General features: G+C 33.1%; 25 protein-coding genes. 18 read left to right on the top strand and 7 right to left on the bottom strand.

Features of this window, described 5'->3' with window-relative positions; genetic code table 11:
* Positions 1–98 precede the first annotated feature (98 nt).
* From AAEO59_RS07160 to AAEO59_RS07170, 3 genes are all read right to left on the bottom strand, one after another.
* The gene (locus tag AAEO59_RS07160) at positions 99–629 is read right to left on the bottom strand and encodes an inorganic diphosphatase (protein ID WP_341700049.1); all 531 of its coding nucleotides are present in this window, start codon (positions 627–629) and stop codon (positions 99–101) included.
* 120 nt (positions 630–749) lie between these two features.
* Entirely contained in the window at positions 750–3239 is a 2490-nt protein-coding gene (locus AAEO59_RS07165; RefSeq protein ID WP_341700050.1) for a DUF5686 and carboxypeptidase-like regulatory domain-containing protein, read from the bottom strand.
* A gap of 69 nt (positions 3240–3308) precedes the next feature.
* The gene (locus tag AAEO59_RS07170) at positions 3309–4286 is read right to left on the bottom strand and encodes a pyruvate dehydrogenase complex E1 component subunit beta (protein ID WP_341700051.1); all 978 of its coding nucleotides are present in this window, start codon (positions 4284–4286) and stop codon (positions 3309–3311) included.
* A 266-nt stretch (positions 4287–4552) separates the two neighbouring features.
* On the opposite strand from AAEO59_RS07170, the gene AAEO59_RS07175 reads away from it, so the two are divergent.
* From AAEO59_RS07175 to AAEO59_RS07190, 4 genes are all read left to right on the top strand, one after another.
* Positions 4553–5299: an electron transfer flavoprotein subunit beta/FixA family protein gene (locus tag AAEO59_RS07175; RefSeq protein WP_341700052.1), complete on the top strand. Its 747-nt coding sequence runs from the start codon at positions 4553–4555 to the stop codon at positions 5297–5299.
* A 139-nt stretch (positions 5300–5438) separates the two neighbouring features.
* The gene (locus AAEO59_RS07180) at positions 5439–6407 is read left to right on the top strand and encodes an electron transfer flavoprotein subunit alpha/FixB family protein (RefSeq protein ID WP_341700053.1); all 969 of its coding nucleotides are present in this window, start codon (positions 5439–5441) and stop codon (positions 6405–6407) included.
* A 128-nt stretch (positions 6408–6535) separates the two neighbouring features.
* Complete coding sequence (locus AAEO59_RS07185; RefSeq protein ID WP_341700054.1) at positions 6536–7156, top strand: bifunctional nuclease family protein; 621 nt, start codon at positions 6536–6538, stop codon at positions 7154–7156.
* A gap of 63 nt (positions 7157–7219) precedes the next feature.
* Entirely contained in the window at positions 7220–8044 is an 825-nt protein-coding gene (locus tag AAEO59_RS07190) for a thymidylate synthase (RefSeq protein WP_341700055.1), read from the top strand.
* A gap of 23 nt (positions 8045–8067) precedes the next feature.
* Here the strand turns inward: AAEO59_RS07190 and AAEO59_RS07195 are convergent, their stop codons facing one another.
* Positions 8068–8364 (bottom strand): isoamylase early set domain-containing protein, encoded by a 297-nt coding sequence (locus tag AAEO59_RS07195; RefSeq protein ID WP_341700056.1) that lies wholly within the window; start codon positions 8362–8364, stop codon positions 8068–8070.
* A gap of 238 nt (positions 8365–8602) precedes the next feature.
* Here AAEO59_RS07195 and AAEO59_RS07200 point away from each other — a divergent pair, with 238 nt between their 5' ends.
* On the top strand, positions 8603–8938 hold the full coding sequence (locus AAEO59_RS07200) for a 2TM domain-containing protein (RefSeq protein ID WP_341700057.1): 336 nt from the start codon (positions 8603–8605) through the stop codon (positions 8936–8938).
* 6 nt (positions 8939–8944) lie between these two features.
* On the top strand, positions 8945–9442 hold the full coding sequence (locus tag AAEO59_RS07205; protein ID WP_341700058.1) for a dihydrofolate reductase: 498 nt from the start codon (positions 8945–8947) through the stop codon (positions 9440–9442).
* A 50-nt stretch (positions 9443–9492) separates the two neighbouring features.
* Here the strand turns inward: AAEO59_RS07205 and AAEO59_RS07210 are convergent, their stop codons facing one another.
* On the bottom strand, positions 9493–9828 hold the full coding sequence (locus AAEO59_RS07210) for a hypothetical protein (protein ID WP_341700059.1): 336 nt from the start codon (positions 9826–9828) through the stop codon (positions 9493–9495).
* A 145-nt stretch (positions 9829–9973) separates the two neighbouring features.
* Here AAEO59_RS07210 and ubiE point away from each other — a divergent pair, with 145 nt between their 5' ends.
* Together ubiE and porT are read left to right on the top strand one after the other, a co-directional pair.
* The gene (gene ubiE, locus AAEO59_RS07215; RefSeq protein ID WP_341700060.1) at positions 9974–10705 is read left to right on the top strand and encodes a bifunctional demethylmenaquinone methyltransferase/2-methoxy-6-polyprenyl-1,4-benzoquinol methylase UbiE; all 732 of its coding nucleotides are present in this window, start codon (positions 9974–9976) and stop codon (positions 10703–10705) included.
* 11 nt (positions 10706–10716) lie between these two features.
* Positions 10717–11418: a type IX secretion/gliding motility protein PorT/SprT gene (porT, locus tag AAEO59_RS07220; RefSeq protein ID WP_341700061.1), complete on the top strand. Its 702-nt coding sequence runs from the start codon at positions 10717–10719 to the stop codon at positions 11416–11418.
* Positions 11419–11422: 4 nt separating this feature from the next.
* Here porT and AAEO59_RS07225 read toward each other — a convergent pair whose 3' ends face one another.
* Positions 11423–12154: a TrmH family RNA methyltransferase gene (locus tag AAEO59_RS07225; protein ID WP_341700062.1), complete on the bottom strand. Its 732-nt coding sequence runs from the start codon at positions 12152–12154 to the stop codon at positions 11423–11425.
* Between the two features lie 38 nt (positions 12155–12192).
* Between AAEO59_RS07225 and tamL the strand changes: the two genes are divergently transcribed.
* The 4 genes from tamL (at position 12193) to AAEO59_RS07245 (ending at position 17860) form a co-directional block, all read left to right on the top strand.
* Positions 12193–14748: a translocation and assembly module lipoprotein TamL gene (gene tamL, locus AAEO59_RS07230; protein WP_341700063.1), complete on the top strand. Its 2556-nt coding sequence runs from the start codon at positions 12193–12195 to the stop codon at positions 14746–14748.
* A gap of 69 nt (positions 14749–14817) precedes the next feature.
* Positions 14818–15885, top strand: a complete 1068-nt coding sequence (gene fbaA, locus AAEO59_RS07235) for a class II fructose-bisphosphate aldolase (RefSeq protein ID WP_341700064.1) — start codon at positions 14818–14820, stop codon at positions 15883–15885.
* 117 nt (positions 15886–16002) lie between these two features.
* Positions 16003–16857, top strand: a complete 855-nt coding sequence (gene accD / locus AAEO59_RS07240; RefSeq protein WP_341700065.1) for an acetyl-CoA carboxylase, carboxyltransferase subunit beta — start codon at positions 16003–16005, stop codon at positions 16855–16857.
* Between the two features lie 400 nt (positions 16858–17257).
* On the top strand, positions 17258–17860 hold the full coding sequence (locus AAEO59_RS07245) for an SMI1/KNR4 family protein (protein WP_341700066.1): 603 nt from the start codon (positions 17258–17260) through the stop codon (positions 17858–17860).
* 169 nt (positions 17861–18029) lie between these two features.
* Here the strand turns inward: AAEO59_RS07245 and AAEO59_RS07250 are convergent, their stop codons facing one another.
* Positions 18030–19280, bottom strand: a complete 1251-nt coding sequence (locus tag AAEO59_RS07250; RefSeq protein ID WP_341700067.1) for an ABC transporter permease — start codon at positions 19278–19280, stop codon at positions 18030–18032.
* Positions 19281–19475: 195 nt separating this feature from the next.
* Between AAEO59_RS07250 and purH the strand changes: the two genes are divergently transcribed.
* From purH to rodA, 6 genes are all read left to right on the top strand, one after another.
* Positions 19476–21002 carry a bifunctional phosphoribosylaminoimidazolecarboxamide formyltransferase/IMP cyclohydrolase gene (gene purH, locus AAEO59_RS07255; RefSeq protein WP_341700068.1) on the top strand — a complete coding sequence of 509 codons (1527 nt, stop codon included), beginning with the start codon at positions 19476–19478 and terminating at the stop codon, positions 21000–21002.
* 54 nt (positions 21003–21056) lie between these two features.
* On the top strand, positions 21057–22085 hold the full coding sequence (locus AAEO59_RS07260; protein ID WP_066328646.1) for a rod shape-determining protein: 1029 nt from the start codon (positions 21057–21059) through the stop codon (positions 22083–22085).
* Positions 22086–22164: 79 nt separating this feature from the next.
* Positions 22165–22992, top strand: a complete 828-nt coding sequence (gene mreC, locus AAEO59_RS07265; RefSeq protein WP_341700069.1) for a rod shape-determining protein MreC — start codon at positions 22165–22167, stop codon at positions 22990–22992.
* On the top strand, positions 22985–23491 hold the full coding sequence (locus tag AAEO59_RS07270) for a rod shape-determining protein MreD (protein WP_341700070.1): 507 nt from the start codon (positions 22985–22987) through the stop codon (positions 23489–23491). Before mreC ends, AAEO59_RS07270 begins: the two co-directional genes overlap by 8 nt.
* Positions 23488–25428, top strand: coding sequence for a penicillin-binding protein 2 (mrdA, locus tag AAEO59_RS07275; RefSeq protein ID WP_341700071.1), 1941 nt, complete (start codon positions 23488–23490; stop codon positions 25426–25428). Before AAEO59_RS07270 ends, mrdA begins: the two co-directional genes overlap by 4 nt.
* 14 nt (positions 25429–25442) lie before the next feature.
* Positions 25443–26675 carry a rod shape-determining protein RodA gene (gene rodA / locus AAEO59_RS07280; RefSeq protein WP_341700072.1) on the top strand — a complete coding sequence of 411 codons (1233 nt, stop codon included), beginning with the start codon at positions 25443–25445 and terminating at the stop codon, positions 26673–26675.
* The last annotated feature ends 16 nt before the right edge of the window (positions 26676–26691 follow it).

The raw sequence follows: 26691 nt of genomic DNA on the forward strand, positions 1-26691 counted from the left end.
TGGTTAAGGTTAATAATCAACAGTATACAAACGAATTTAAACAAAAAAAGCAATACTCTTACAGAATATTGCTTTTTTTATATTTTTATAAACTTGAATTATTTAATGCTAAATAATCCTTCTGGTTTGTTTTCTAATTGATCAAAACGCTCCGTACACTGTCTCAAGATTTCCATTGCTTCATTAACATCTCCCCATCCTTCAACATCAACTTTTTTGTTTTCTAAGTCTTTGTACACTTGAAAAAAGTGTTCGATTTCTTTAACTAAGTGCGTGTTAATATCTGACAAGTCATTTAATTTATTCCAGATTGGATCAGAAACAGGAACACAGATAATTTTCTCATCCGGACCTTTATCGTCAGCCATATGGAAAACACCAATTGGTTTTACTTCCATAACACATCCAGGGAAAGTAGGCTCATTTACCAAAACCAAAACATCTAATGGATCACCATCCAAAGCTAAAGTTTCAGGAATAAATCCGTAATCAGCCGGATACATCATTGAAGAAAATAACATTCTATCAAAACGCATTCTTTTGATTTCGAAATCATATTCATATTTATTTCTACTTCCTCTTGGAATTTCGATTAAAACATCGAAAGTGGTTATTTTGTCTGCAGTCATTTTATTTATTATCTTAAGTTGAATTTATTTGGGCACAAAAGTAATTGAATTACTCTTTTATAACAAAACATTTACACCTAAAAAAGGTTTTATAACATTTTGTTTTACAATTCTTAATTTTTAGAAATAGAATCCAAAAGCACCTTTGATTGAAAATTTCTGCGCGTCAGGCGCATTTAAATAATTTCCTCTCCAGGTAAAATCAATTCGGAAAACCTTGAAAATATTCCCAATACCAGCACTGTATTCCCAATACACATTTTCCGGCGCAGTGTATGTCAAGCCCGAAGCATTAATCGCTCTATTAGCATCTGAAATCGTTCCATAAACACCTCTTGCTCCAATGATTTCCCTCCAATTCAACTTTCGCATAAAAGGAATTCTGGCAAATAATCTCCCTTGAAAATTGTGCTCCCACTGCAAAGTAGCATATTGGTCAGTTACAAATTCGTAGAAATTAAGATTATTAAAAGTATTATCAATTGTAAAATAGGATTGATTTCCCGGAATAACACTCATTAATCCTAAAGGAATGGTTCCAAAAGTTTTTCCTAATTCTAAAGTTAGATTTGTTCGCCCTAGAGGACCAATAATGATAGGTTGCTTATAATACAATTGCAATTTATCATAATCAAAATCACTATCAAATAAACCTTTAAAACCATGACTGTAATTGATATAAAAACGACTAAAAGGACTATCAACCACATTTCTTTCCACACCGTAACCTATCATTTTTCTATTTGGTGCCAATTCCACCTGAAAATTAACTTCCGATTGTTTCACATCGCTTTTTGTAGTCATTGTATTCAAATTTGTGTAATAATCAAGACTAAACACATCTGAAGCCGATTCTAAGGTTCTATATGAAAATCCCGCCTGAAACATCAGGTTTTTTACCGGTTCGATCTCAACAGCAACATTCGATAAATTTATATTAGTTAATTTACCATTACTACTGGTCGAAACCAATGAAGACGAAGCAAAACTTCTTCCCAAAACATCATTTGTAGTCGTCAAACTAGCTCCAATTTGCTCTACATCACGACGATTTCCACCTGAAATAATGATTCGATTTTTCTTATCCACCATCCATTTTCCAGAAATACCGTATTTGAATTTATCATCATCAAATCCATAAGCAGTATAACCCTGAAGTCTCCATGGATCATTTGGACCAAAATAAGTACGCCCCCCCGTCCTAATTCGGACTCCTTCTACCTGATTGTAACCAAAAGTGGAAAATATTGGCCCGTAATCAAAATGACCAAATTGAATATAACCACTTCCAAGAATCGAAACCAGATTATACAAACGTTTAAATTTCTTGACCGTTTGTAAAGTATCCAGCATTTTGTAGATTCCTTTTTCGTCTTTGTTTAGATTTTCAAATCGGTTTTCTTCCCAATATTTCTCCGACTTATTGTAAACTTCATTGTCAATATAATTTACTTCCTCTTTATAGAAAGAAGCCGGCTTTTCAATATTGAATTTATGATTTTGATATAAAGTGGTACGTTTTCCATAGACTCCTTTAGACTCTTCTTTTTTATTCAAGGCAAAATCTGACATCATATAATCACGAGTCAATAAGAAAACCGAATCATTTTCTACCTCAAATTCCTGTTCGATATAAATATCTTTTACCCAGTTAATATTAGCACTTTTGGTTACTGCCATATTAATTTTCTTGATTGCAAAAGTGGAATCATTTACCCAAAAATCACCTTTGAAAGTCAATTCGTTTTTTCGCCTTGGATAAAACAAAATATTATAACACCATTTTTTACCTATAAAAGCACTATCTCTTAAAACATAATTATAAACATCAATACCTGTTTTAGATAACGGACTAGTAAAACTTTTATCAAAAAAAGTCATGTGATTATTATAGATATCGTAATCAGAATACAAATCTTTCACAAAAGATAAAATTTGCTGATTATCACTAAATCCGGAGTTTTTGTTAGCCTTGAGTTTTTCTTTAACCTTTTTAAGTTTATTATTTCCATAAACATCAGACAAAGATTCATTGATAAAAATTGGCAAATAGGTTTTTCCGGTAACTCTTGAAGTATCAATATGTTTAAAAACAAATTCCATTCCTTTAAAGAGTTTGCTTTTCATAAAAGCACTATCAATAGTATTCATATCAAATTCTACTTTCTCGTATTTTTCCATTTGATATTGATCAAACTGATACAAACCGTTTTTTCGTTTTCTTTCCCAAATTTTTCTAAGAATATCTAAAGCTGGGTTATTCTTCTTGGACGTTTTTCCAGCATAAATAACCACTTCTTTTAGTTCTTCAGCATCTTTCATAACCACTTTAAAGTCATAATTAACCGCCTTAGTCAAGGTAATTTCTCTATCTGAAAAACCTACCGAAGTAACCACTAAAGTACTATAATCCTCAGGAGATTCTATATAAAAACGTCCATCCTCATTAGACATTACCCCTTGAGTTGAACCCTTTAAAATAATATTTGCAAAAGGAACGGGCTGATTAGATTTATCCACCACTATTCCACTTACTTTAGTTTGAGCCATCAGCACATTAAAAGCAGTCAAAAAAAATACAAACGCAAAAAAAAGGTACTTTTTACTCATATAGTTAATTTAAAAAAAAAGCTTCATCAAACTAACGTAAGATGAAGCCTTAATAGTATCTAATATGTATTATTTATACATTACTTTTTTTACAGCCTTAACAACATCAGCAGCATTAGGCAACCATTCTTTTAAAAGAACTGGTGAATATGGTGCTGGAGTATCAGCTGTTGTAATTCTTTGGATTGGTGCATCAAGATAATCAAACGCTTGTTCTTGTACAATATAAGTAATCTCAGAAGAGATACTTGCTACTGGCCAAGCTTCTTCAAGAATAACCAAACGATTTGTTTTCTTAACTGATTTCAAGATAGCTTCCTGATCCATAGGACGAACTGTTCTCAAGTCGATAATCTCACAAGAAATTCCTTCTTTAGCTAATTCATCAGCTGCGATAAAAGCTTCTTTGATAATTTTCCCAAAAGAAACGATAGTTACATCTGTTCCTTCTCTTTTAATATCAGCAACTCCAATTGGAATAACATATTCTCCGTCTGGCACTTCTCCTTTATCACCATACATTTGCTCTGATTCCATGAAAATAACTGGATCGTTATCACGAATAGCAGCTTTCAAAAGCCCTTTAGCATCATAAGGAGTAGAAGGAACAATAACTTTAAGTCCCGGAGTATTAGCAAACCAGTTTTCTAAAGCTTGTGAGTGAGTAGCTCCTAATTGACCAGCAGAAGCTGTTGGACCACGAAAAACGATAGGCACATTGAATTGTCCACCTGTCATTTGACGCATTTTAGCAGCATTATTAATAATTTGATCAATACCAACTAAACAGAAGTTAAAAGTCATGTATTCAACAATTGGTCTGCAACCATTCATTGCCGAACCTACAGCAATACCTGAAAAACCTAACTCTGCAATTGGAGTATCGATAACTCTTTTGTCTCCAAATTCAGCAAGCATCCCTTTAGACGCTTTATAAGCTCCATTGTACTCTGCAACTTCTTCACCCATTAAATAAATGGACTCATCGCGACGCATTTCTTCACTCATCGCTTCGCAAATGGCCTCTCTAAATTGTATCGTTCTCATATTAATATAGTATGTATATAATTTTCAAAGGAGCAAAAATAAATATTTAAAATCATTTAAGCACAAATAAACCTAAATATTCCACCCCAAATTCTAACATCTTATTATAGGTATGTGAATATCTCGCTTTTATTGAGTTATTTTAGTCATATCAAACAAATAAAATCCCTACTACCATTCCTTAGCATTTATTCTTAATCGATTATTCGAAATATTATTCTAATTTTGTACCTCAACTTCAAAAAATACATTAAAATCTTCAAAACATGAAAATACTAGTTTGCATCAGTCATGTTCCTGATACTACCTCAAAAATTAATTTTACCAATGGTGACACAGAATTTGACACTAACGGCGTACAATATGTAATCAATCCTAATGACGAATTTGGGCTAACACGTGCCATTTGGTTCCAAGAACAACAAGGCGCTACAGTAACTGTAGTAAACGTAGGTGGTCCCGAAACCGAACCAACATTAAGAAAAGCACTAGCAATTGGAGCCAATGATGCAATTCGTATCAACACCAATCCAACGGACGGTTTTTTTGTTGCTAAACAATTAGCAGAAATAATCAAAACAGGAGCTTACGATTTAGTAATTGCTGGTAAAGAATCATTAGATTACAATGGAGGAATGGTACCGGGAATGACGGCTGCACTTTCAGGATACAACTTTTTAAATTCATGTATTGACATTGCTGTAGACGGAAACAATGTAAAAGCTATTCGCGAGATTGACGGCGGAAAAGAAACAGTTTCTACTTCATTACCATTAGTTATTGGTACTCAAAAAGGAATCGTAGAAGAAAAAGATTTACGCATTCCAAATATGAGAGGAATCATGACTGCCAGAACAAAAACATTAAATATTGTTGAAGCAATTGACGCAGCGACTAATACAAAAGCGGTAAAATTTGAAAAACCGGCTCCAAAATCAGCAATAAAAATGGTTTCTCCTGACAATTTAGACGAATTAATTGACTTATTACACAACGAAGCAAAGGTTATTTAAGCTAAGATTGCAGATATTTAGATTGCAAATCGCAGTATAAAATCTCTTCGATAATCTTTAAATTTAAAATAATATAAATCAAGTTTTTAGCTTCCAGATTCTGAAATCTGAAATCTAAATTCTGAAATCTGAAATTATCATGTCAATATTAATATATACAGAATCTGCAGAAGGAAAATTTAAAAAAGTAGCATTTGAAATCGCTTCTTACGCAAAAAAAGTAGCAGAAACTTTAGGAACTACAGTAACAGCACTAGCAATAAACAATGAAAACGTTGCTGAATTATCAAAATACGGAGTTGACAAAGTTTTAAAAGTAAACAATGATAAACTATCTGGATTTAATGCTAAAGCTTATGCTGACGTAATCAAACAAGCAGCCCTACAGGAAAGCGCAAAACTTGTAATTTTATCTTCAAGTACTGATAGCATTTACCTTTCATCTTTAGTGGCTGTAAATTTAGAGGCTGGTTTTGCCTCAAATGTAGTAGGTTTACCAGTGAGCACTTCTCCTTTTCAAGTTAAAAGAAATGCTTTTTCAAACAAAGCTTTCAACATAACCGAAATCAATACCGACATAAAAGTTATCGGATTAGCTAAAAACTCTTATGGTATCTTTGAAAATGCTTCTACCCTTACAGAAGAAGCTTTCATCCCAACAATCGAGGACAACGACTTTAATATCAAAACTGAATCAATTGAAAAATCATCAGGAAAAGTTGCTATTGCCGATGCTGACATCGTAGTTTCTGGTGGACGCGGATTAAAAGGACCTGAAAACTGGAATCTAATTGAAGATCTAGCTGCCGTACTTGGCGCAGCTACTGCTTGTTCAAAACCAGTTTCTGACTTAGGATGGAGACCTCATGCTGAACACGTAGGACAAACCGGAAAGCCTGTTGCAACTAACTTATATATTGCAGTTGGAATTTCGGGAGCAATCCAACATATCGCCGGAATCAACGCTTCAAAAGTAAAAGTAGTCATCAATACAGACCCTGAAGCTCCATTCTTTAAAGTTGCCGATTATGGAATTGTAGGCGACGCTTTTGATGTTGTACCAAGATTAATTGAGAAATTAAAAGCATTCAAAGCCCAAAACGCTTAATACCTAAGCATCAAACAATAAAATAATTCTGCCTAATAAAATTAGATAATCGTATCTTTGCTTATTGGCAGAATTTTTAATTAATATTGCAGCCTAAATTAAAACTACATTTTTCAGTCCAAACAATTATGAGCTTAGTAAAATTATCCATCAAAGGAATTTCTTATAGCCAAACACAAAACGGAGCCTACGCTTTGATTTTGAACGAAGTTGACGGTGAAAGAAAACTTCCTATCGTAATAGGTGCTTTCGAAGCTCAATCCATTGCTATTGCTTTAGAAAAAGAAATAAAACCACCACGTCCACTCACTCATGATTTGTTCAAAAATTTTGCAGAACGTTTTGACATCGTGGTAAAACAAGTTATTATTCACAAACTTGTTGACGGTGTTTTTTACTCTAGTATTATTTGCGAAAGAGACAAAATCGAAGAAATAATTGACGCCAGAACTTCGGATGCCATAGCATTGGCATTACGATTCAACGCTCCAATTTTCACATACAAGAACATTCTTGACAAAGCTGGAATCTATTTAAAAACAAATCCTGCTGACTCCGACAAAGAAAATCAGCCAATGGATGATGTTATTTCAAATCCGGAATCTTTTTCATCTGAAGCCGAAAGCGGTAGAGCATATATCAAATACAGCTTACAAGAATTAAACGATTTACTACTACAGGCAGTTGAACAGGAAGACTATGAAAAAGCAGCCAAAATAAGAGACGAAATCTCAAAAAGAGAATCCTAGTTTAGTCTGGCTATTGGTACCTACGAATAAGCAAATTATCAAATCCACAAATCACCATTAGAAATGAAGCAATATCTAGATTTAGTAAAACATGTAATGGAAAACGGCTGTCAAAAAGGCGACCGTACAGGAACTGGAACTAAAAGTGTTTTTGGTTACCAAATGCGTTTTGATTTAAGCGAAGGATTTCCAATGGTTACCACTAAAAAGCTACATCTCAAATCCATTATTTACGAATTGCTTTGGTTTCTTAAGGGCGAAACTAATATTGGTTACCTAAAAGAGCACAATGTAAAGATCTGGGATGCCTGGGCTGATAAAAACGGCGATTTAGGTCCCGTTTACGGACACCAATGGCGCAATTGGAATAGTGAAGAGATCGACCAAATTTCGGATTTAATAAAAGAATTAAAGACAAATCCTAATAGCCGTAGAATGCTGGTTTCGGCATGGAATCCATCGGTATTACCGGACACTACAAAATCATTCGAAGAAAACGTAGCTAATAACAAGGCAGCATTACCTCCTTGCCATGCTTTCTTCCAATTTTATGTAGCTGACGGAAAATTATCCTGCCAGCTATACCAAAGAAGTGCAGATATCTTTTTAGGAGTTCCTTTTAATATCGCCTCATACGCCTTATTAACCATGATGATAGCACAGGTATGTGACCTTGAACCAGGTGAGTTCATTCACACTTTTGGAGATGCCCATATTTACAACAACCATTTTGAGCAAATCGAACTGCAATTATCACGCGAACCAAGACCATTACCAAAAATGATTTTAAATCCGGAGATAAAAAACATCTTTGATTTTGACTACAATGATTTCACGCTCGTAGGTTACGAACCACATGAAACCATCAAAGGTAATGTTGCAGTATAAACCGAAAAAAAAAGCGTTTTAGATTAAACCTCTAAAACGCTATTTTCTGTTCCTGCAAATTCATTCCATTTATAAGAATCTGCTTCTGTTTCGTTGATATATTCACCGTCAACCAGATATTTAAATTCGTAAGCCGCATCTTTATCTAAATCAAAAGCACCTTTAAAAGTACCATTTTTCAATTTACTTAAAGTTCCTTCTTCAGGATTCCAATTGTTAAAATCTCCTACTACTGAAACTGTAGCAGCATCTTTAGCCTCTATTGAAAACGTAACTTTACAAACTGGTTTTGACTTTATAAATTGTTTTTTAATCGACATAACTGTTTCATTTTTAGATTTATGAGACAAAGTAAATCAATTTATTTGAAGTCCGAGCACCATCGGCAAACTTTTAAGATAAAACGTAATAAAATGTTAAAATCAGAATAAATTAATAATTTAAAAAGGTCAAAATTTTCAAAATCTAAAAAATCAAGTTTTTAAAATCAAATATTTTTCGCACACAATTTAGCTTTTCGAAATTATATTTTATCTTTATATGCAAAAAAATCAGTCTATGAAAACCGAACAACATGAATTATACGAATACGCCAGAAAACGTATAAAACAAAAAAAAAGAGTTTATTTTCATTTTGTTTTATTGTTTTTATCCAGTTTATTTTTATTTGTTGCTACTAAAGTTTTTAAATTTAACGAAGGTGCACACTGGCATATTTGGTTAATTACAGCTTGGTTGTTTTTATTCATTTTACACTTTATAAAAGTTTTCATAACAGATCGTTTCATGAACAAAGACTGGGAAAGAGAACAAATTGATCGATTAGTTGAATTACAACAAAAGAAAATCGAAGAACTAAGCCATAACATAAACGACGATTCCACTACTAAATAAACACTAATGATTATAATGATTGCTGCCGCTGCCGAAAACAGGGCTCTTGGTAAAGACAACCAATTGGTTTGGCATTTACCTAATGATTTTAAAAGATTCAAAAACCTAACCACAGGACACCACATAATAATGGGCAGAAAAACTTTTGAAAGTTTCACTAAACCTTTACCTAATCGTACTCATATTATCATCACCAGACAAAATGATTATCAAGCCGAAGGATGTATCGTTGTGGACAGCATTGAAAAAGCAATTGAAAATTGTCCTAAAAACGAAGATTCTTATATCATTGGCGGTGGCGAAATCTACAATCTAAGTCTTGCTCATGCAGACAAAATCGAACTTACCGTAGTACATCATAATTTTGAAGCAGATGCTTTTTTTCCTGAAATAGACACCAATAACTGGGAACTAATTAATAGTTATTTTCAAAGTAAAGACGAAAAACATCTTTATGATTACACATTTGAAACTTATATTAAAAAACAAAAAACACCTCAGTGAAAGAGGTGTTTTTTTTTTTGACTTTTGCAACAACATTTAAAATTGACTTCCTACTCTTGAAAAATAATTTGACATAACAATACCAAATTCACAAATAATAAACTCATTCCCGAAATGAGAATTATAAGATTTGCGATTTTTCGAGAAAACATCTCAAAAAAGCCTTTAATACCAAATACCACGAAGATAGTAAAGACCATGAAAATTAAAATTTCCAAAAACAAATTTAATCCTAAGAACGTATTATGCGCTTGAACTAAAACGCCTTCTTTTTGCAAAGCAGCGCCGTCAAAAAAAATCACAAGCACAAATGAAATTGCCAACGCAAAAGACAACCATTTGAGTTGAACGATCAATTCTTTATTTTGAGTTACAAAAAAATTCATGTTGTAAATATCGAAACATAATTATTTTCATACAATACCCACTTTTAGTGATTTTTTTAAATAAAGAAATATTTACAAATAAATTGAAATTCAATTTAACCACGAACTTACAAGGCATTGTAGTATATTTGCGAAAATTTAAAAAATGGACAACAAAATAACCCCATATAAAGATTCTTCATTAGGTAAAAAAGAGCAAGTTGCAAAAATGTTCGATACAATTTCCGGAAACTATGACAACTTAAACAGAGTAATCTCTTTTGGAATTGATATTAAATGGCGAAAAAAAGTTCTTAAAATTGTCGACAACAGCAAACCGGAAACCATTTTAGACATCGCTACAGGAACAGGTGATTTAGCTATATTAATGGCAAACACAAATGCTAAGAAAATTACAGGTCTGGATATTTCTACAGGAATGCTTGAAGTAGGAATCAAAAAAGTAGCTCAAAAAAACCTGTCCGATCGAATAGAAATGATATTAGGAGATTCTGAAAAAATTCCTTTTGAGGACAATTATTTTGATGCTATTACTGTAGCTTTTGGAGTTAGAAATTTTGAAAATCTTGAAAAAGGTTTAGCTGAAATATTGCGTGTCTTAAAACCAAACGGAACTTTTGTAATTCTTGAAACCTCAGTTCCTGAAAAAACACCTTATAAACAAGGCTACAATTTTTACAGCAAAAACATATTACCTATCATTGGAAAATTATTTTCAAAAGACAACATGGCTTACGGATACCTTTCTGAGTCAGCTGCAGCATTTCCTTATGGCGAAGCTTTAAACAATATTTTAAGAAAAACTGGGTTTATAGATGTAAAGGCCATGCCACAAACTTTTGGTGTTGCCACGATTTATGTTGCATCTAAAAAATAACTATCTGTAAAATGAAAAAAATAGCAGTCTTTATTCTATTCTTACTTGCTTTTAGAGGACATCCTCAAACTAAAGGTATGTTTAGCAAAGACCCTATTATCCATTTAGAAAATTTTCAAAAACAAAGAGTCTATTTTGGCTATTATTTAGGCTTTAGTTCATTTGATTTTAAATTTGATTACAAAACTGTAGGTCCAGATATCCAAGTTCAAAAAAGCACTGGTTTTAACGTAGGAGTAGTATCTGATTTAAAACTTCAGGAACATATCAATCTGCGTTTTGAACCTGGATTATATTACACTAAAAGAACTTTAAACTATCCTAATTTTTCAAGAGAAATTGATGCTGTACGAGATGTAAGCAGCACCTATATCCATTTTCCTTTACTATTAAAATTTTCATCTTTACGTACAGGGAATATTCGTCCGTATCTCGTAGGTGGATTTTCAACCACTTTAAATTTATCATCCAATTCAAAATCTATTGATGATAATGTCCAACAAAAATTCAGAGTAAAACCATGGAATACAAACTACGAACTAGGTTTTGGGATTGATTTCTTTTCAGAATATTTTATATTCTCACCTTCTATTCGTGGATGTTTTAGTCTTAAAGATGAACTCATAAGAGACAACGACCCTAACAGTCCTTGGACAGGAAATATTGAATCTATGAAAAGCAGAGCCATCTTTATTAACTTTACTTTTCATTAATCAATTAAGCCTGATTACGCTTAAACTCACTCAAAATAATTCCGGTCGCAGTTGCCACATTTAAACTTTCTGTTTTTTGCAAATTACCAAAACGCGGAATTGAAAGCCTGTTTTTAATTACTGACTCAATTTCAGATGAAATACCATTAGCCTCATTACCCATAATTACAATACCTTCCTGAGGCAAATTACTCTTATAGATATTTTCACCATCCATAAAAGTTCCAAAAACAGCTAGATTAGTCTGAGAAATATATTCCAGCAAATCCACATAGGTGACATTAACTCTACCTATAGAACCCATAGTTGCTTGAACAACTTTTGGATTATAAATATCGACTGTTTCCTTAGAACAAATAAGTTGTTCAATTCCAAACCAATCACACAAACGTAAAATAGTTCCAAGATTTCCTGGATCTCTAACGTCATCCAAAGCAATAATTAAACCTGAATCTATAACTGGGTTCTCAGCGGGAATTTTAAAAACAGCCAAACATGTATTAGGAGTAGTAAGAGCACTTATTTTTTTCAAATCATTTTCATGAATTAAAGACTTCTTACTCTCTAAAACATCTTCAAAATCAAATTGAGTGGTATACAAATGTTCTAATTCAAAATTAGATTGTAAAAGTTCCTGAATTACTTTTACCCCTTCAGCAAAAAACATTTGATTGTTTATTCTATACTTTTTTTGCTGTAAACTAGTTATAAGTTTTATTTGGTTTTTACTAACCATAAAAATATGTACTTTTGAATTAAATTATTTTAGACCTCTTGAAAAAAATTTCAACAAAAATATCACTATTTATTCTAATTGGAATAATTATATCTGCTTGTAACGCTGAAAAAAGAGTTCCGGATGGCAAACAGCTTCTTGTAAGCAATCAAATAATAGTGAACGGAAAAAAAATCAATAATGAGGAAATCCATGAACAATTGTATCAAAAACCCAATGGGACTTTTCTAGGCTATCGTTTACGCTTAAATTTGTACAATTTAGCTAATTTAAATCCAGATTCTACCTATCAGGCTAAGTTTACGAATCATCCCGGGAAATACGAACGAAAATCCAAATGGCTTTCAGCAAAACAGGTTGACCGTCTTGGAAAATCGTTTTGGTATCACGGAATTCACGACTTCTTAAAAAAAACGGGAGAAGCTCCTGTGATTATTGATACTGCAAAAACTCAAAAATCAGTTTCAAGACTTAAGTATTATTATTTCAACAATGGTTTTTTTAATGTAAATATTACTTCCCAACATGACACCATAAAACCAAAGCGAGGAAAAATAAAATATGAAATCACAACCAACAGTGCTTATACACTTGACACTATAAAGGCTAATATCAGTTCGCCACAACTAGACTCTTTATACGTAAAAGCAAAAGAAACCGCCATCATCAAACCAGGAAGCCAATTTAAAACGATTGACTTTTCGGATGAGAAAAACCGACTTTCAAACTATTTCAGAAATCACGGTGCTTATTATTTCCAACCAACTTCCATTGTATTTGACATTGACACTATTGGCAAAAAAAACAAGGCCAATGTAAACATCAACATTGGGAATTACAGCTATCAAGATAAAGATTCGACAAAAATCGAACCTTATAAATTATACAAAATCAGTAGTGTAGATATCTATACCGATTATGCGCCAAACACAAACAAACAAAACATTACAGATAGTATTAAATATCAAAATTTCAACCTTTACGGTAGAGAAAAAATAAAATACAACCCAAAAGCAATTACCAATGCTGTTTTCATTACCAAAGGAACTTCCTTTGCGGATTACAAAACAGTATTAACTTCAAGATATGTAAGTAATCTTAAAATTTTCAATCCACCAAGCATTCAATATGAGATTGACAAAAATGATTCGTTACAAAATTCTTTAATTGCAAAAATCTATCTAACACCTAGAAAAAAGTACAGTTTCCAGGCTTCTTCTGACTTTACTCATTCTAATATTCAGGACATTGGAATTTCCTTTAGCCCGTCATTGACTATTAGAAACATTTTTAACGGAGCCGAAACTCTAGAAATATCTGCCAGAGCTAATATTGGTTCTTCAAAAGATTTAGCCAATCCAAACAACCAATTCTTCAATGTTTCTGAATACGGAATTGATTTAAAACTAAATTTTCCTAGAATATTTTTCCCGTTTTCTACCGAGAAAATCATTCCAAAAAGTATGATTCCTTCTACACAAATTGGTCTAGGTTATGCCACACAAACCAATATTGGATTAGACAAAGAAAACTTCACAGGAACATTTACCTACAATTGGAATCCGAAACAAAATAATACGGCAAGATTCGATTTATTCAACGTTCAGTTTGTACGCAACTTAAACCCTCAAAACTATTTTAATGTATATAATTCATCCTACAATGCATTAAATACAATTGGAAAAATTTACAATACAGACCCTGATTTTGTTGACACAAACAATAATCTTAAAATAGATTCAGGAACATCTGGATTCATTACCGATGTGTTAACCCAACAAACAAGTTTAACGCCACAAGATCAGGATTACAAAGAGGTTTTAAGTATTGCTGAAAGAAGAACAAGATTGAGCGAAAACAATTTTATACTTGCTTCAAATTTTACTTTTTCCAAAACCACAAAAAGAGACTTAAAAGACAATGATTTTTACCAATTTAAAGCCAAAATTGAAACTGCCGGCTCATTACTTTCGTTACTTTCTAATACCATCGGGCTTAACAAAAATAGCAACGGTAATTACAATATATTCAAACTAGAATATTCAGAATACGCCAAAACAGAATTTGATTTCATTAAACACTGGGATTTATCCAGACAAAATGTACTAGCATTTCGAACATTTTTCGGAATCGCTATTCCCTTTGGAAATTCAGACTATATTCCATTTTCAAGAAGTTACTTTGCCGGAGGTTCTAATGACAACAGAGCCTGGCAGCCTTATAGCCTGGGACCGGGAAAAACACAATCAGCTTTAGATTTCAACGAAGCAAATATGAAAATTGCTTTAAGCGCCGAATTTAGATTTAAAATTTTAGGCGATTTAAAAGGAGCTCTTTTTGCCGATGCCGGAAACATCTGGAATGTGTTCGACAATGTGACTGATGAAAAAGCAACATTCAATAACATATCCAGCTTAAAAGACCTTGCATTAGGTTCAGGATTCGGTCTTCGATATGATTTAAACTTCTTTGTTGTCCGATTTGATTTTGGATTCAAAACCTTTAATCCTGCCGAAGAATCAGGAAAAAAATGGTTTAGAGATTACAATTTTGGACACTCCGTTTTAAATTTTGGAATAAATTATCCGTTCTAATACTAATAAATTCTTATTTTTGCGAACTTAATCTAAAAACTAAAAATCTAACTAAAAACAAAAAAAGAAATGGGACACAACATTAAACCTGGTGTAGCAACTGGTGATCAAGTTCAGGAAATCTTTAATTATGCCAAAGAGAAAGGCTTTGCTTTACCTGCGGTAAACGTTACAGGATCTGACACAATTAACGGTGTACTTGAAACAGCTGCTAAATTAAAAGCACCGGTAATCATACAGTTTTCAAACGGAGGAGCTCAATTTAACGCTGGAAAAGGACTTTCTAATGCAGGTGAAAAAGCAGCTATCGCTGGAGCTATTGCAGGAGCAAAAAGCATCCATACCTTAGCTGAAGCTTACGGAGCAACTGTAATTTTACATACTGACCACTGTGCAAAAAAATTATTGCCTTGGATTGATGGTTTATTAGATGCATCTGAAGAACATTTTGCAGCAACAGGAAAATCATTATTCAGTTCGCACATGATTGACTTATCAGAAGAGCCAATCGAAGAAAACATCGAAATTTGCAAAACTTACTTAGAAAGAATGAGCAAAATGGGTATGACATTAGAAATCGAACTTGGAATCACTGGTGGTGAGGAAGATGGTGTAGATAACTCTGATGTGGATAGCTCAAAATTATACACTCAACCAGAAGAAGTATCTTATGCTTATGAGGAACTTTCTAAAGTAAGTCCAAAATTCACAATTGCTGCTGCTTTTGGAAACGTTCATGGAGTTTACAAACCTGGAAACGTTAAATTAACTCCAAAAATCTTGAAAAACTCTCAAGATTATGTACAAGCAAAATTCAACACAGGACACAATCCAGTTGATTTTGTATTCCACGGAGGTTCTGGTTCTACATTAGAAGAAATCAGAGAAGGAATTAGCTACGGAGTAGTTAAAATGAACATCGATACTGACTTACAATTTGCTTTCACTGAAGGAATTCGTGATTTCATGGTAAACAATATTGATTACTTAAAAACACAAATTGGTAACCCAACAGGTCCTGATGCTCCAAACAAAAAGTATTATGACCCAAGAAAATGGTTACGTGAAGGAGAAGTAACTTTCAACGCAAGATTAGAGCAAGCTTTTGCTGACTTGAATAACGTAAACACTTTATAAAAGTATTCAGTATCCAGTTCTTAGTGTTCAGTTATCAAAACTGATTTCTGAACACTAATAATTTGATTTACAAACTGAATACTGAATTTTATTACTGAACACTGAATACTAGAACAAATGGCCTGGTTTAAAAGACAAGAAAAAGGGATCACAACTCCTACCGATCAAAAGATGGATGTTCCAAAAGGACTTTGGTACAAATCTCCTACTGGAAAAATTATTGATGCAGAAGAACTGGAACGCAACTTGTTTGTAAGTCCTGAAGATGGTTTCCATGTGAGAATAGGTAGTGCTACTTATTTTGAAATCTTATTTGACAACAACGAATTCACCGAATTAGATCCAAACCTAACTTCTAAAGACACTTTGAATTTTGTGGACACAAAAAAATATTCAGATCGTCTTAAAGATGTTATGGAAAAAACCAAGCTTAAAGATGCTGTTCGTACAGCTGTTGGAAAATCCAAAGGAAAAGATTTAGTTGTTTGCGCTATGGATTTTGCCTTCATTGGTGGTTCTATGGGAGCGGTTGTAGGTGAAAAAATCGCCAGAGGAATTGACTATGCCATCAAAAACAAATTACCATTTGTAATGATTTCTAAGTCAGGTGGAGCTCGTATGATGGAAGCTGCTTATTCATTAATGCAATTAGCTAAAACCTCTGTAAAATTAGCTCAACTTTCTGAAGCTAAATTACCATACATCTCTTTATGTACGGATCCAACAACAGGAGGAACAACTGCTTCTTACGCCATGTTAGGAGATATCAACATTGCTGAGCCTGGAGCATTAATTGGTTTTGCCGGACCACGTGTGGTGAAAGATACAACTGGTAAAGATTTACCGGAAGGTTTCCAAACTGCAGAATTCCTTTTAGAACACGGTTTCTTAGACTTTATCACAGCCAGAAAAGAATTGAAAGACAAGATTAACTTGTACTTAGATTTGATTCAGAATAATGAAATTAGATAGTTTTTAACTTCTAAATATATAAAATCCCATTTGCATGCAAGTGGGATTTTTTTTTGCAATCACCTTTCCAAAAAACATCTTTATTTTTTTTCAGGAGCAGAACGATTCCTAATTGCATTGACGTTCTCTCCTGCTCTACGCTATATCTTTGTCTCGTTAAAAAAACGAGACAAAGGATGCCGCTACGATCAGGGCTATCCAATTCGTTTTGATTTCCAAAACATTTTTTTTAAAATAATGTGATATATTTGAAAAAGCAATAAAACGAAACAAACCTACGCCAATCTACCCGATTTTGGGTTTATATACTCTAGTTTTTCATGTATGCACCTTCGTAGCTGCAAGCATACCCAACCGAACGTAAATTCAGACAACAACAAACAATTTAGTTCAAATAAGAATGGAAATAGTAAACCTATATATAGCAGGACTTGAAAAAGCATATTTTGACTATGGTGCTAAGGTAACTTGGGAACATTTTAAAAAAATAAAACACGGTGCAAGAAAAGAAGATATTGAAAAAATTAAAACCCTATATCCAGAACTCCCAAACTCTTTGATAAATCTACTTGAATTTGTAGACGGCACATATTGGAGAGAATATCAAGGAGAAGAAATTACATTATATTTTCTTGGTTCTGACGTTGAAGATTATCCATATTATCTTTTATCCTCAAAAGAAATCATAGAAAACCAGGACCTAGCAATTGAATACTATTCAGACTACATTGAAAGAAAATATGAAAAAGTTCATATAGACGACATAATTACAAAACAACCAAAATCATTAAAATGGCTTCATTTTTCAGACTGTATGAATAATGGAGGAACTTCCCAATTATTTATTGATTTCAGCCCTTCCGAAAAAGGAATAAAAGGTCAAATAGTAAGATTTTTGCACGACCCTGACGAATTTAGTGTTATTGCTGACAGTTTTGAAGATTACCTGCAAAAACTAATTGACAATCAATATAATTTTATCAATGAAGAAATATTGGAATAAACTAATAATGTCTGCCTTCGTTTTTGCACGAAATAAAATTAAGCGAATCTAATCCTTTCTAGTTCGGAATCGTCAATCTGTCTGTAATTTTCTAAACTGAAATTTCAAAACCATACGGAATTTGATAATGAGATTGCTTCGTTCCTCGCAATGACTCTGCAATCTAAAATCACATTCCGGTTCTAATCGCTTCCACAGGATCTAATCGTGATGCTGAAATGGCTGGTATGATTCCGGAAATCAAACCTATTATTCCGGCGAGGCCAGTTCCTAAGAGAATATTCCCCATACTCAATACAAATTCAAAATCCAATGCTTTGGACAAACCAACAGCTATTCCCCAAACCATCAATAAGCCCACTAGCCCGCCTATTACTGACAAAATGATAGCTTCAAATAAAAACTGAAACAGTATAAAACGGTTTTTAGCTCCTAAGGATTTTTGAATACCAATTAGATGGGTTCGTTCTTTTACTGAAACAAACATAATATTGGCAATCCCAAAGCCTCCTACCAACAGTGAAAAACCACTTATCACCCAGCCACCTAATTTCATACTACCGATAATACCATCAATCATGTTTGTAAAACCGGAAAAAACATTGATAAAGAAATTATCAATTTCACCCGCTTTAATTCCGCGATAGGCACGTAGTTTTTGAGAAATCTCCGCTTGATAAGCTTCCATATCCACACCGTCTACAGGCTTAAAAATGATTACATTAGTTAAAGATTCATTATTATCGCCAAATTTTTGACGAACAAAATTTACCGGAATAAACACCGCCGAATCATTACTATCTCCAAAAATACTGGCTCCCAATTTTTTTAAAACACCAATAACAGTAAATCGCTGTCCATACAATCGAACATCTTTACCTATTGGATTGACATCATCAAAAAGATTAGTCGCAATATCATTTCCCAAAACAATTACCTTCGCACCTGAATTTGCTTCGGATTCATTATAAAAACGTCCTTTTTCAAATTCTAAACCTTGAATGTCGATAAATTCATGCGAAACAGGAACAATATTTACATCACTAACAATTTTAGAATCGTATTTAATATTCTCCGTTTTGGTAAAAATTTGATAACCCAATTCGGCTGTATTAGTCATTATTCCTTTCAAATAAACATATTCATCATATTTCACATTTGGAAACTGATCTCTTTTCCATTTAGGAATATCCGACGGACCAAAAGAAAAGCGCATTAAATAAATGGTATTTTTATCTAAACCACTCAAATCACTAGTTATTTTTTTATCCAATGAATCAACAGCCGCCAAAACCGCAATAATCGAAAAGATCCCGATAGTCACTCCAAGAAGTGAAAGCAGGGTTCTTAATTTATTATTTCGCAGTGCATTGAGAGCAAAAGTAAAACTCTCTTTCAACAACCTAAGATACAACAACATATAAAATCTGTTTTTAATAAGGTAAAATTCTGTAAATAATATTCAAAAACCTAATATAAAGTTCTTTTAACACAATAAAAACCAGCTTATTCAATAAGTTTTAAAAAAATTGAGTCAATTAAAAATTATCTTATTTTTTGATAGTAAATTTTAACATTAAAAAACTATTTTTGCACTTTATAATTTAAAGTATTCATGAGCACATCAAAAACAATTCAATCTGCATTAATTTCGGTTTTTTCGAAAGAAGGTCTTGAGCCTATTGTTAAATCACTTCACAGCCAAAATGTTACTATTTATTCTACAGGAGGAACTGAAGAATTTATCAAAAATTTAGGAATACCTGTTGTTGCTGTTGAAGATATTACTGCATTTCCTGAAATTTTAGGAGGAAGAGTTAAAACTTTACACCCAAAAATCTTTGGTGGAATTTTGAACCGTCAAGACAATGCAAGTGATGTGGAACAAATGAAGGAATTTAACATCCCTCAGATTGACTTAGTAATTGTTGACTTATATCCGTTTGAAAAAACAGTTGCTTCTGGAGCTAGCGAGCAAGACATCATCGAAAAAATTGATATCGGTGGAATTTCTTTAATTCGTGCCGCTGCTAAAAACTTCAAAGACACTGTGATTGTTCCATCCATGAACGAATATGCTTTGTTCTTAGATATGATCACAAAACAAAACGGAGCTACCACTCTTGAAGACAGAAAATTATTAGCTACAAAAGCGTTCCACGTTTCTTCTCATTACGATGGTGCCATTTTCAGCTATTTCAATACTGACGAAACGATTTACAAAGCAAGTATTGCTGACGGACAAGTATTGCGTTACGGAGAAAACCCACACCAAAAAGGATTTTTCTTTGGAGATTTTGACGCTATGTTCAAAAAACTACACGGAAAAGAATTATCATACAACAACTTATTAGATGTAGATGCAGCTGTAAATTTAATTAGCGAATTTAAAACTGACGGACCTACATTTGCTATCTTAAAACACAACAACGCTTGTGGATTAGCTTCAAGAAACACAATCGAAGAAGCTTACTTAGCCGCTTTAGCTTGTGACCCAACTTCAGCTTTTGGAGGTGTTTTAATTTCAAATACTAAAATTGATGTCGCTACTGCAACTGAAATTAACAAATTATTCTGCGAAGTGGTAATTGCCCCTGCTTATGACGAAGAAGCGGTAACTATTTTACAAGAAAAGAAAAACAGAATTATTCTAACTCAAAATGATGTTGAATTACCACAAAGACAAGTTCGTACTTGCTTAAACGGTCTTTTAATTCAAGACAGAAACAACATCACAGACAATAAAAAAGATTTAACTACCGTTACTATTACAAGTCCAACGGAGCAAGAAATCGAAGATTTGATTTTTGCTTCTAAAATTTGTAAAAACACTAAATCAAATACAATTGTTTTTGCTAAAAACGGAACTTTAATTTCATCAGGAACAGGACAAACATCCAGAGTTGACGCTTTGCAACAAGCAGTAGAAAAAGCAAAACACTTTGGTTTTGACTTGAACGGAGCATCTATGGCAAGTGATGCATTCTTCCCTTTCCCTGACTGTGTTGCACTTGCAAAAGAAGCAGGAATAACAGCTGTGATTCAACCAGGAGGATCAATTAAAGACCAATTAAGCATTGACTATTGTAATGAAAATAATTTAGCAATGGTATTTACAGGGACTCGTCATTTCAAACATTAATTTGACTAACTTTGTACGCTCCTAATTTTTAACTTTTAAACCCCTAAAAATCGTATGGGATTTTTTGATTTCATGACCGAGGATATTGCAATTGACCTTGGTACCGCTAATACGCTAATCATACATAATGATAAAGTAGTCATTGACAGCCCGTCAATCGTTGCTAGAGATAGAATTTCTGGTAAAATTATAGCTGTTGGTAAAGAAGCCAATTTAATGCAAGGTAAAACGCATGAAAACATTAAAACCATAAGACCCTTAAAAGACGGTGTAATCGCTGATTTTGATGCTTCTGAAAAAATGATTAGTATGTTTATCAAAAGCATACCGGCATTAAAAAAGAAGATGTTCACTCCTGCTTTAAGAATGGTGGTTTGTATTCCTTCCGGAATTACTGAAGTGGAAATGAGAGCCGTAAAAGAATCTTGTGAGCGTGTAAACGGAAAAGAGGTTTATTTGATTCACGAACCAATGGCAGCAGCAATCGGTATTGGAATTGACATCATGCAACCAAAAGGAAACATGATTGTAGATATTGGTGGTGGTACTACTGAAATTGCTGTAATAGCATTAGGTGGTATTGTGTGTGACAAATCGGTAAAAATTGCTGGTGACGTTTTCACAAATGATATTGTTTATTATATGCGTACCCAACACAACTTATTTGTTGGAGAAAGTACAGCTGAAAAAATTAAAATACAAATTGGAGCTGCCATTGAAGACCTGGAAACTCCTCCAGAAGATATGTCAGTTCAAGGTAGAGATTTGTTGACAGGAAAACCAAAACAGGTTGATGTTTCTTACCGTGAAATAGCAAAAGCTTTAGACAAATCAATCCAACGTATTGAGGATGCTGTAATGGAAACATTATCTCAAACTCCTCCTGAATTGGCAGCTGATATTTACAACACAGGAATTTATCTTGCTGGTGGAGGTTCAATGTTAAGAGGATTAGACAAGCGTATTTCTCAAAAAACAGACTTACCTGTTTATATCGCAGAAGACCCATTAAGAGCTGTAGTTAGAGGAACAGGTATGGCACTTAAAAACATCGGAAAATTCAAGAGTATCTTAATCAAATAATCTATTTTTTTCGAAAAAATTGTATTTGGACAAAATCCTTTTACATTAGCAATTCTGAAATTAATAACGAAATAAGAGAATGCAGCAAATATTTAATTTTATATTCAAAAACAGTAATAAATTACTGTTTTTGCTGTTATTAAGCGTTTCGCTTTTGCTTACTATACAGTCTCATTCTTACCATAAAAGTAGAATTATCAGTTCTGCCAATTTTTTAACGGGTGGTGTTTATGAAAAAATAAACAACATAACCGAATATTTGAATCTTAAGTCTGAAAATGATGCTTTAGCACTTGAAAATGCGAGGTTAAAAAGCATCATTTTCAACACTAAGGATACCACAGCAATTAAAAAACCGGAAAATCTTAAAGGTGTACTTCCAGACGACATTATAGTATCAAAGGTCATTCACAACACTTATAACACACATGAAAACTTCTTAACATTAAATTCTGGCTCTAATGATGGAGTTAAAGCAGACATGGGTGTTATTAATAGTTTAGGAATTGTAGGTATCGTTGATAAAACCTCACCTAAATATTCTACTGTCGTGAGTATCTTAAATACAAAATCACAAATCAATGCTAAGATCAAAAAATCAAATCATTTTGGTTCTTTAACCTGGGATGGAAAAAGCACTGGTTTTGTACAATTAATTGATGTACCACGATTAGCTTCAGTTAGAAGAGGAGACACTATTGTTACTGGAGGACAATCAGTAATTTTCCCTGAAAACATCAATATTGGAACCGTTGACAAAGTATACAAAGAAGAAGAAACCAATTATTATGTTTTAAATATTAAGCTATTTAATGACATGACTAATTTAGGACATGTATACATCATTAAGAGTAAAGACAGAGACGAACTTAACAATTTAGAAAAAGAAACCTTAAAAGATGAATAGCACTTTGTTAATCAATATACTACGGTTTATTTTATTATTGACACTACAAATTGTCATATTTAACAACATGACGTTTTTAGGGTTCATAATGCCATTGCCGTATATTCTATTCATCATATTATACCCTGTTAATTCAAATAGAGCAACCTTACTAATGAGCAGTTTTTTGCTGGGGTTAACAATGGATTTATTTTCAAATTCCGGAGGAATTCACACTACAGCATGTCTTATTTTAGCTTATTACAGGCCTTATATATTTAAATTTGCATTTGGTGTCAGTTACGAATACCAAACGATTAAACTGAATGAATCCTTAACACCCGAAAGATTTACATTTATTCTTTTGGCTGTGGTAATCCATCATTTTACACTATTCATTCTGGCAGCTTTTCAAGTTAGTTTCATTTTAGACATTTTAATTAGAACCTTACTGAGTACTGTATTTACAATTATTAGCTGCATTATAATAATTTACCTTATTAAGCCAAACAAACGATGAGAAAACTACTGCTGCCTTCTATAATTATTGTTGCAGCATCATTGCTCCTAATTCGGATTTTTTATTTGCAAGTCATTAATGATACTTTCAAATTAAAATCTGATAATAATGCTATCAAGATAAAATACGAATATCCTGAAAGAGGCTATATCTATGACCGTAATGGTAAACTTTTAGTTGCTAATCAGGCCTCTTATGATATCATGGTTATCCCAAGGGAAATTAAAAATCTGGACACCTTAGAACTTTGCCAACTATTAGATATTACCAAAGAAGATTTTTTAGAAAAAATAGCCAAAGCTAAAGTCTACAGTCCTAGACTTCCTTCTGTATTCTTACCTCAACTAAATAAAAGTGAATATGCGGCTTTTCAGGAAAAAATCAGAAAATTTGAAGGCTTCTATGTTCAAAAACGTTCCCTTCGTGATTATGAAGTAGATTTTGGCGCTAATATTTTTGGTTTTATCACTCAGGTAAATGATGGAATTATTAAAAGTAATTCTTATTACAAAAGTGGTGACTTAATAGGAAAACAAGGTGTAGAACAATACTACGAAGATATCTTACGAGGAGTAAAAGGGGTTAAATATTTCCTAAAAGACAAATACAACCGCGAAATAGGTTCCTACAAAAACGGTAAATACGATACCATTGCTGTACAAGGAGAAGATATCAATCTAACGATTGATGCCGAAATTCAACGTTATGGTGAGCAATTAATGATAAACAAACGAGGTGGTATCGTTGCTATAGAGCCTAAAACTGGTGAAATCTTAGCATTAGTTACCGCTCCATCCTATGACCCTGGTATTCTCGTAGGCAGACAACGCTCTAAAAACTATACACTACTTTATAATGATTCTATAGCAAAACCGTTATATGACAGAGGTCTATTAGCCGAATATCCTCCTGGCTCACCATTCAAAATTTTAACAGGTTTGGTAGCCTTACAAGAAGGTGTAATAGATGAAAATTTCACCGTTTTTTGTCGCCACGGATTTAGTTATGCCAGAGGCCGATTCATGAGATGCCACTGTCATGGAGGAGCATTACAATTACACCGTGGTATTTACGAATCTTGTAACGCCTATTTCGGGACAGCTTACATGAAAACCATCAACAAGTATGTCAAACCTTCTTATGCGGTTGATGTTTGGAGTAGTCATGTGAAAAGTTTTGGACTTGGTCAATACATGGGTTATGATTTACCAACAGGAAGAAAAGGAAGTATTCCAACTTCTAAAACATATAAACGTATCTACCCTAACGGAGGATGGAGAAGTACAGCAATCGTTTCCAATTCTATTGGACAAGGTGAAGTATTAGCAACCCCTATACAATTAGCCAACATGATGGCTACTATTGCAAACAAAGGATATTATTACACCCCTCATATCATTAAAAAAATCAAAGGAGAAAAAATCGATCCTAAGTTCAAAATAAAGCATGAAACAACTATCGATAAAAAATATTTCGAACCTATCATCAGCGGTTTATATGACGTATACAACTTAGGTACAGCCCGAGGACTGAAAGTTGACGGAATTGATATTTGTGGAAAAACAGGTACTGCTGAAAACTTTGCAAGAATAGGAGGCAAAAGAGTTCAGCTTGAAGACCACTCAATATTTGTGGCATTCGCACCTAAGGACAATCCAAAAATTGCAATTGCTGTAATGGTAGAAAATGGAGGATTTGGTGCCACAATTGCAGGACCAATTGCAAGCTTGATGATTGAAAAATATTTAAGAAAAAAAATCACACGCACTGATTTAGAAAAAAGAGTTCTTGAAAAGAGTTTAAGAAGTGAATATGCAAAATTAGGAGGAATGCCTGAAGCGAGTACCATAGAAACAACACCAAAGGATTCCATAAGCAAAATCAAAGATGTGAAAACAAATTCAGCAATAGATTCTACAAAGAAAAAAATTAATTAAGCCATTCTTTTCAAATGAAAAATCAAAGTGTAAAGAAAAATATTGACTGGATATGTGTTATAATTTATAGCTCATTAGTGATTATGGGATGGCTCAATATCTTCTCATCATCATTATCATCTCCTGAAGACACTTATCAAAAACAGTTAATTTTTATTGCGTTTACAATTCCATTAATATTCATAATACTTGCTGTTGACGGAAAATTTTATGAAAAATACGCCAGTGTCATATATATCATTGGATTACTTTCGCTGGCGGGTTTATTTGTTTTTGGTAAAACTATCAAAGGACAAACCAACTGGTACTCATTTGGTTCTTTTGGTGTACAACCGTCAGAATTTGTAAAAACAGCTACCGCACTTGCTATAGCCAAATACATGAGTGATAGCCAAATCAATCTGAAAGATACCCAAAAACAATTTCAAGTCCTTTCCATTTTAGGATTACCAATACTTTTGATTGTACCACATGATCCAGGTAGTGCATTAATTTATACTATATTCTTAATTGTTTTATATCGTGAAGGATTACCAGCTTGGTACATTTGGACTGGATTCATTGCCATCACTTTATTTATTTTTACACTAGTATTCGAGCCACAATATGTTATTTTAATGGCTTTAATAGCTATAATTATAGTTTATTGGAGATCTAGATTAGCCAATAGAAATATCATCGCTAGTGGAATTATATTTGCACTTATTTCGGGTTTTGTTTTGTCCGTTAACTATGTATTCGAAAATGTCTTTAAACAACACCACCGAGATCGTTTCAACATCTTACTGGGTAAAACCGTAGATTTAAAAGGAATTGGATACAACACCAACCAATCTGAAATTGCTATTGGATCAGGCGGATGGTTTGGAAAAGGTTTTCTAGAAGGTACTCAAACCAAAGGAGGATTTGTACCAGAACAGCACACCGATTATATCTTTACAACAGTAGGTGAAGAATGGGGATTTATTGGTTCACTTGTTGTTATTGCATTATTTGTCACACTATTTCTGAGAATCATTTTTCTTGCCGAAAGACAAAAAACCAAATTCAGCCGAGTTTATGGATACTGTTGCGCCGGAATTTTATTCATTCACTTTTTTGTAAACATAGCAATGGTTATTGGTATATTCCCAACTATCGGGGTACCACTGCCTTTCTTCTCTTATGGAGGTTCCGGATTATGGGGATTTACAATCCTACTATTTATATTCCTTAAAATGGATGCTAACAAAGTTAATGAGTGGTAAAAAATTCCTGACTTGA

Origin of the sequence: Flavobacterium flavipallidum, from assembly GCF_038289905.1 — a bacterium.
Lineage (GTDB): Bacteria > Bacteroidota > Bacteroidia > Flavobacteriales > Flavobacteriaceae > Flavobacterium > Flavobacterium flavipallidum.

What these genes read in the sequence shown, in the direction of transcription:
- AAEO59_RS07165 (WP_341700050.1), bottom strand. Translation starts at nt 3,239, where the DNA reads ATGAGTAAAAAGTACCTTTTTTTTGCGTTTGTATTTTTTTTGACTGCT.
- AAEO59_RS07195 (WP_341700056.1), bottom strand. Translation starts at nt 8,364, where the DNA reads ATGTCGATTAAAAAACAATTTATAAAGTCAAAACCAGTTTGTAAAGTT.
- AAEO59_RS07225 (WP_341700062.1), bottom strand. Translation starts at nt 12,154, where the DNA reads ATGGTTAGTAAAAACCAAATAAAACTTATAACTAGTTTACAGCAAAAA.
- mreC (WP_341700069.1), top strand. Translation starts at nt 22,165, where the DNA reads ATGCAGCAAATATTTAATTTTATATTCAAAAACAGTAATAAATTACTG.
- AAEO59_RS07245 (WP_341700066.1), top strand. Translation starts at nt 17,258, where the DNA reads ATGGAAATAGTAAACCTATATATAGCAGGACTTGAAAAAGCATATTTT.
- AAEO59_RS07185 (WP_341700054.1), top strand. Translation starts at nt 6,536, where the DNA reads ATGAGCTTAGTAAAATTATCCATCAAAGGAATTTCTTATAGCCAAACA.
- AAEO59_RS07160 (WP_341700049.1), bottom strand. Translation starts at nt 629, where the DNA reads ATGACTGCAGACAAAATAACCACTTTCGATGTTTTAATCGAAATTCCA.
- AAEO59_RS07200 (WP_341700057.1), top strand. Translation starts at nt 8,603, where the DNA reads ATGAAAACCGAACAACATGAATTATACGAATACGCCAGAAAACGTATA.
- rodA (WP_341700072.1), top strand. Translation starts at nt 25,443, where the DNA reads ATGAAAAATCAAAGTGTAAAGAAAAATATTGACTGGATATGTGTTATA.
- ubiE (WP_341700060.1), top strand. Translation starts at nt 9,974, where the DNA reads ATGGACAACAAAATAACCCCATATAAAGATTCTTCATTAGGTAAAAAA.
- AAEO59_RS07190 (WP_341700055.1), top strand. Translation starts at nt 7,220, where the DNA reads ATGAAGCAATATCTAGATTTAGTAAAACATGTAATGGAAAACGGCTGT.
- AAEO59_RS07250 (WP_341700067.1), bottom strand. Translation starts at nt 19,280, where the DNA reads ATGTTGTTGTATCTTAGGTTGTTGAAAGAGAGTTTTACTTTTGCTCTC.
- AAEO59_RS07175 (WP_341700052.1), top strand. Translation starts at nt 4,553, where the DNA reads ATGAAAATACTAGTTTGCATCAGTCATGTTCCTGATACTACCTCAAAA.
- AAEO59_RS07205 (WP_341700058.1), top strand. Translation starts at nt 8,945, where the DNA reads ATGATTATAATGATTGCTGCCGCTGCCGAAAACAGGGCTCTTGGTAAA.
- AAEO59_RS07260 (WP_066328646.1), top strand. Translation starts at nt 21,057, where the DNA reads ATGGGATTTTTTGATTTCATGACCGAGGATATTGCAATTGACCTTGGT.
- mrdA (WP_341700071.1), top strand. Translation starts at nt 23,488, where the DNA reads ATGAGAAAACTACTGCTGCCTTCTATAATTATTGTTGCAGCATCATTG.
- purH (WP_341700068.1), top strand. Translation starts at nt 19,476, where the DNA reads ATGAGCACATCAAAAACAATTCAATCTGCATTAATTTCGGTTTTTTCG.
- AAEO59_RS07210 (WP_341700059.1), bottom strand. Translation starts at nt 9,828, where the DNA reads ATGAATTTTTTTGTAACTCAAAATAAAGAATTGATCGTTCAACTCAAA.
- AAEO59_RS07180 (WP_341700053.1), top strand. Translation starts at nt 5,439, where the DNA reads ATGTCAATATTAATATATACAGAATCTGCAGAAGGAAAATTTAAAAAA.
- AAEO59_RS07270 (WP_341700070.1), top strand. Translation starts at nt 22,985, where the DNA reads ATGAATAGCACTTTGTTAATCAATATACTACGGTTTATTTTATTATTG.
- fbaA (WP_341700064.1), top strand. Translation starts at nt 14,818, where the DNA reads ATGGGACACAACATTAAACCTGGTGTAGCAACTGGTGATCAAGTTCAG.
- porT (WP_341700061.1), top strand. Translation starts at nt 10,717, where the DNA reads ATGAAAAAAATAGCAGTCTTTATTCTATTCTTACTTGCTTTTAGAGGA.
- accD (WP_341700065.1), top strand. Translation starts at nt 16,003, where the DNA reads ATGGCCTGGTTTAAAAGACAAGAAAAAGGGATCACAACTCCTACCGAT.
- AAEO59_RS07170 (WP_341700051.1), bottom strand. Translation starts at nt 4,286, where the DNA reads ATGAGAACGATACAATTTAGAGAGGCCATTTGCGAAGCGATGAGTGAA.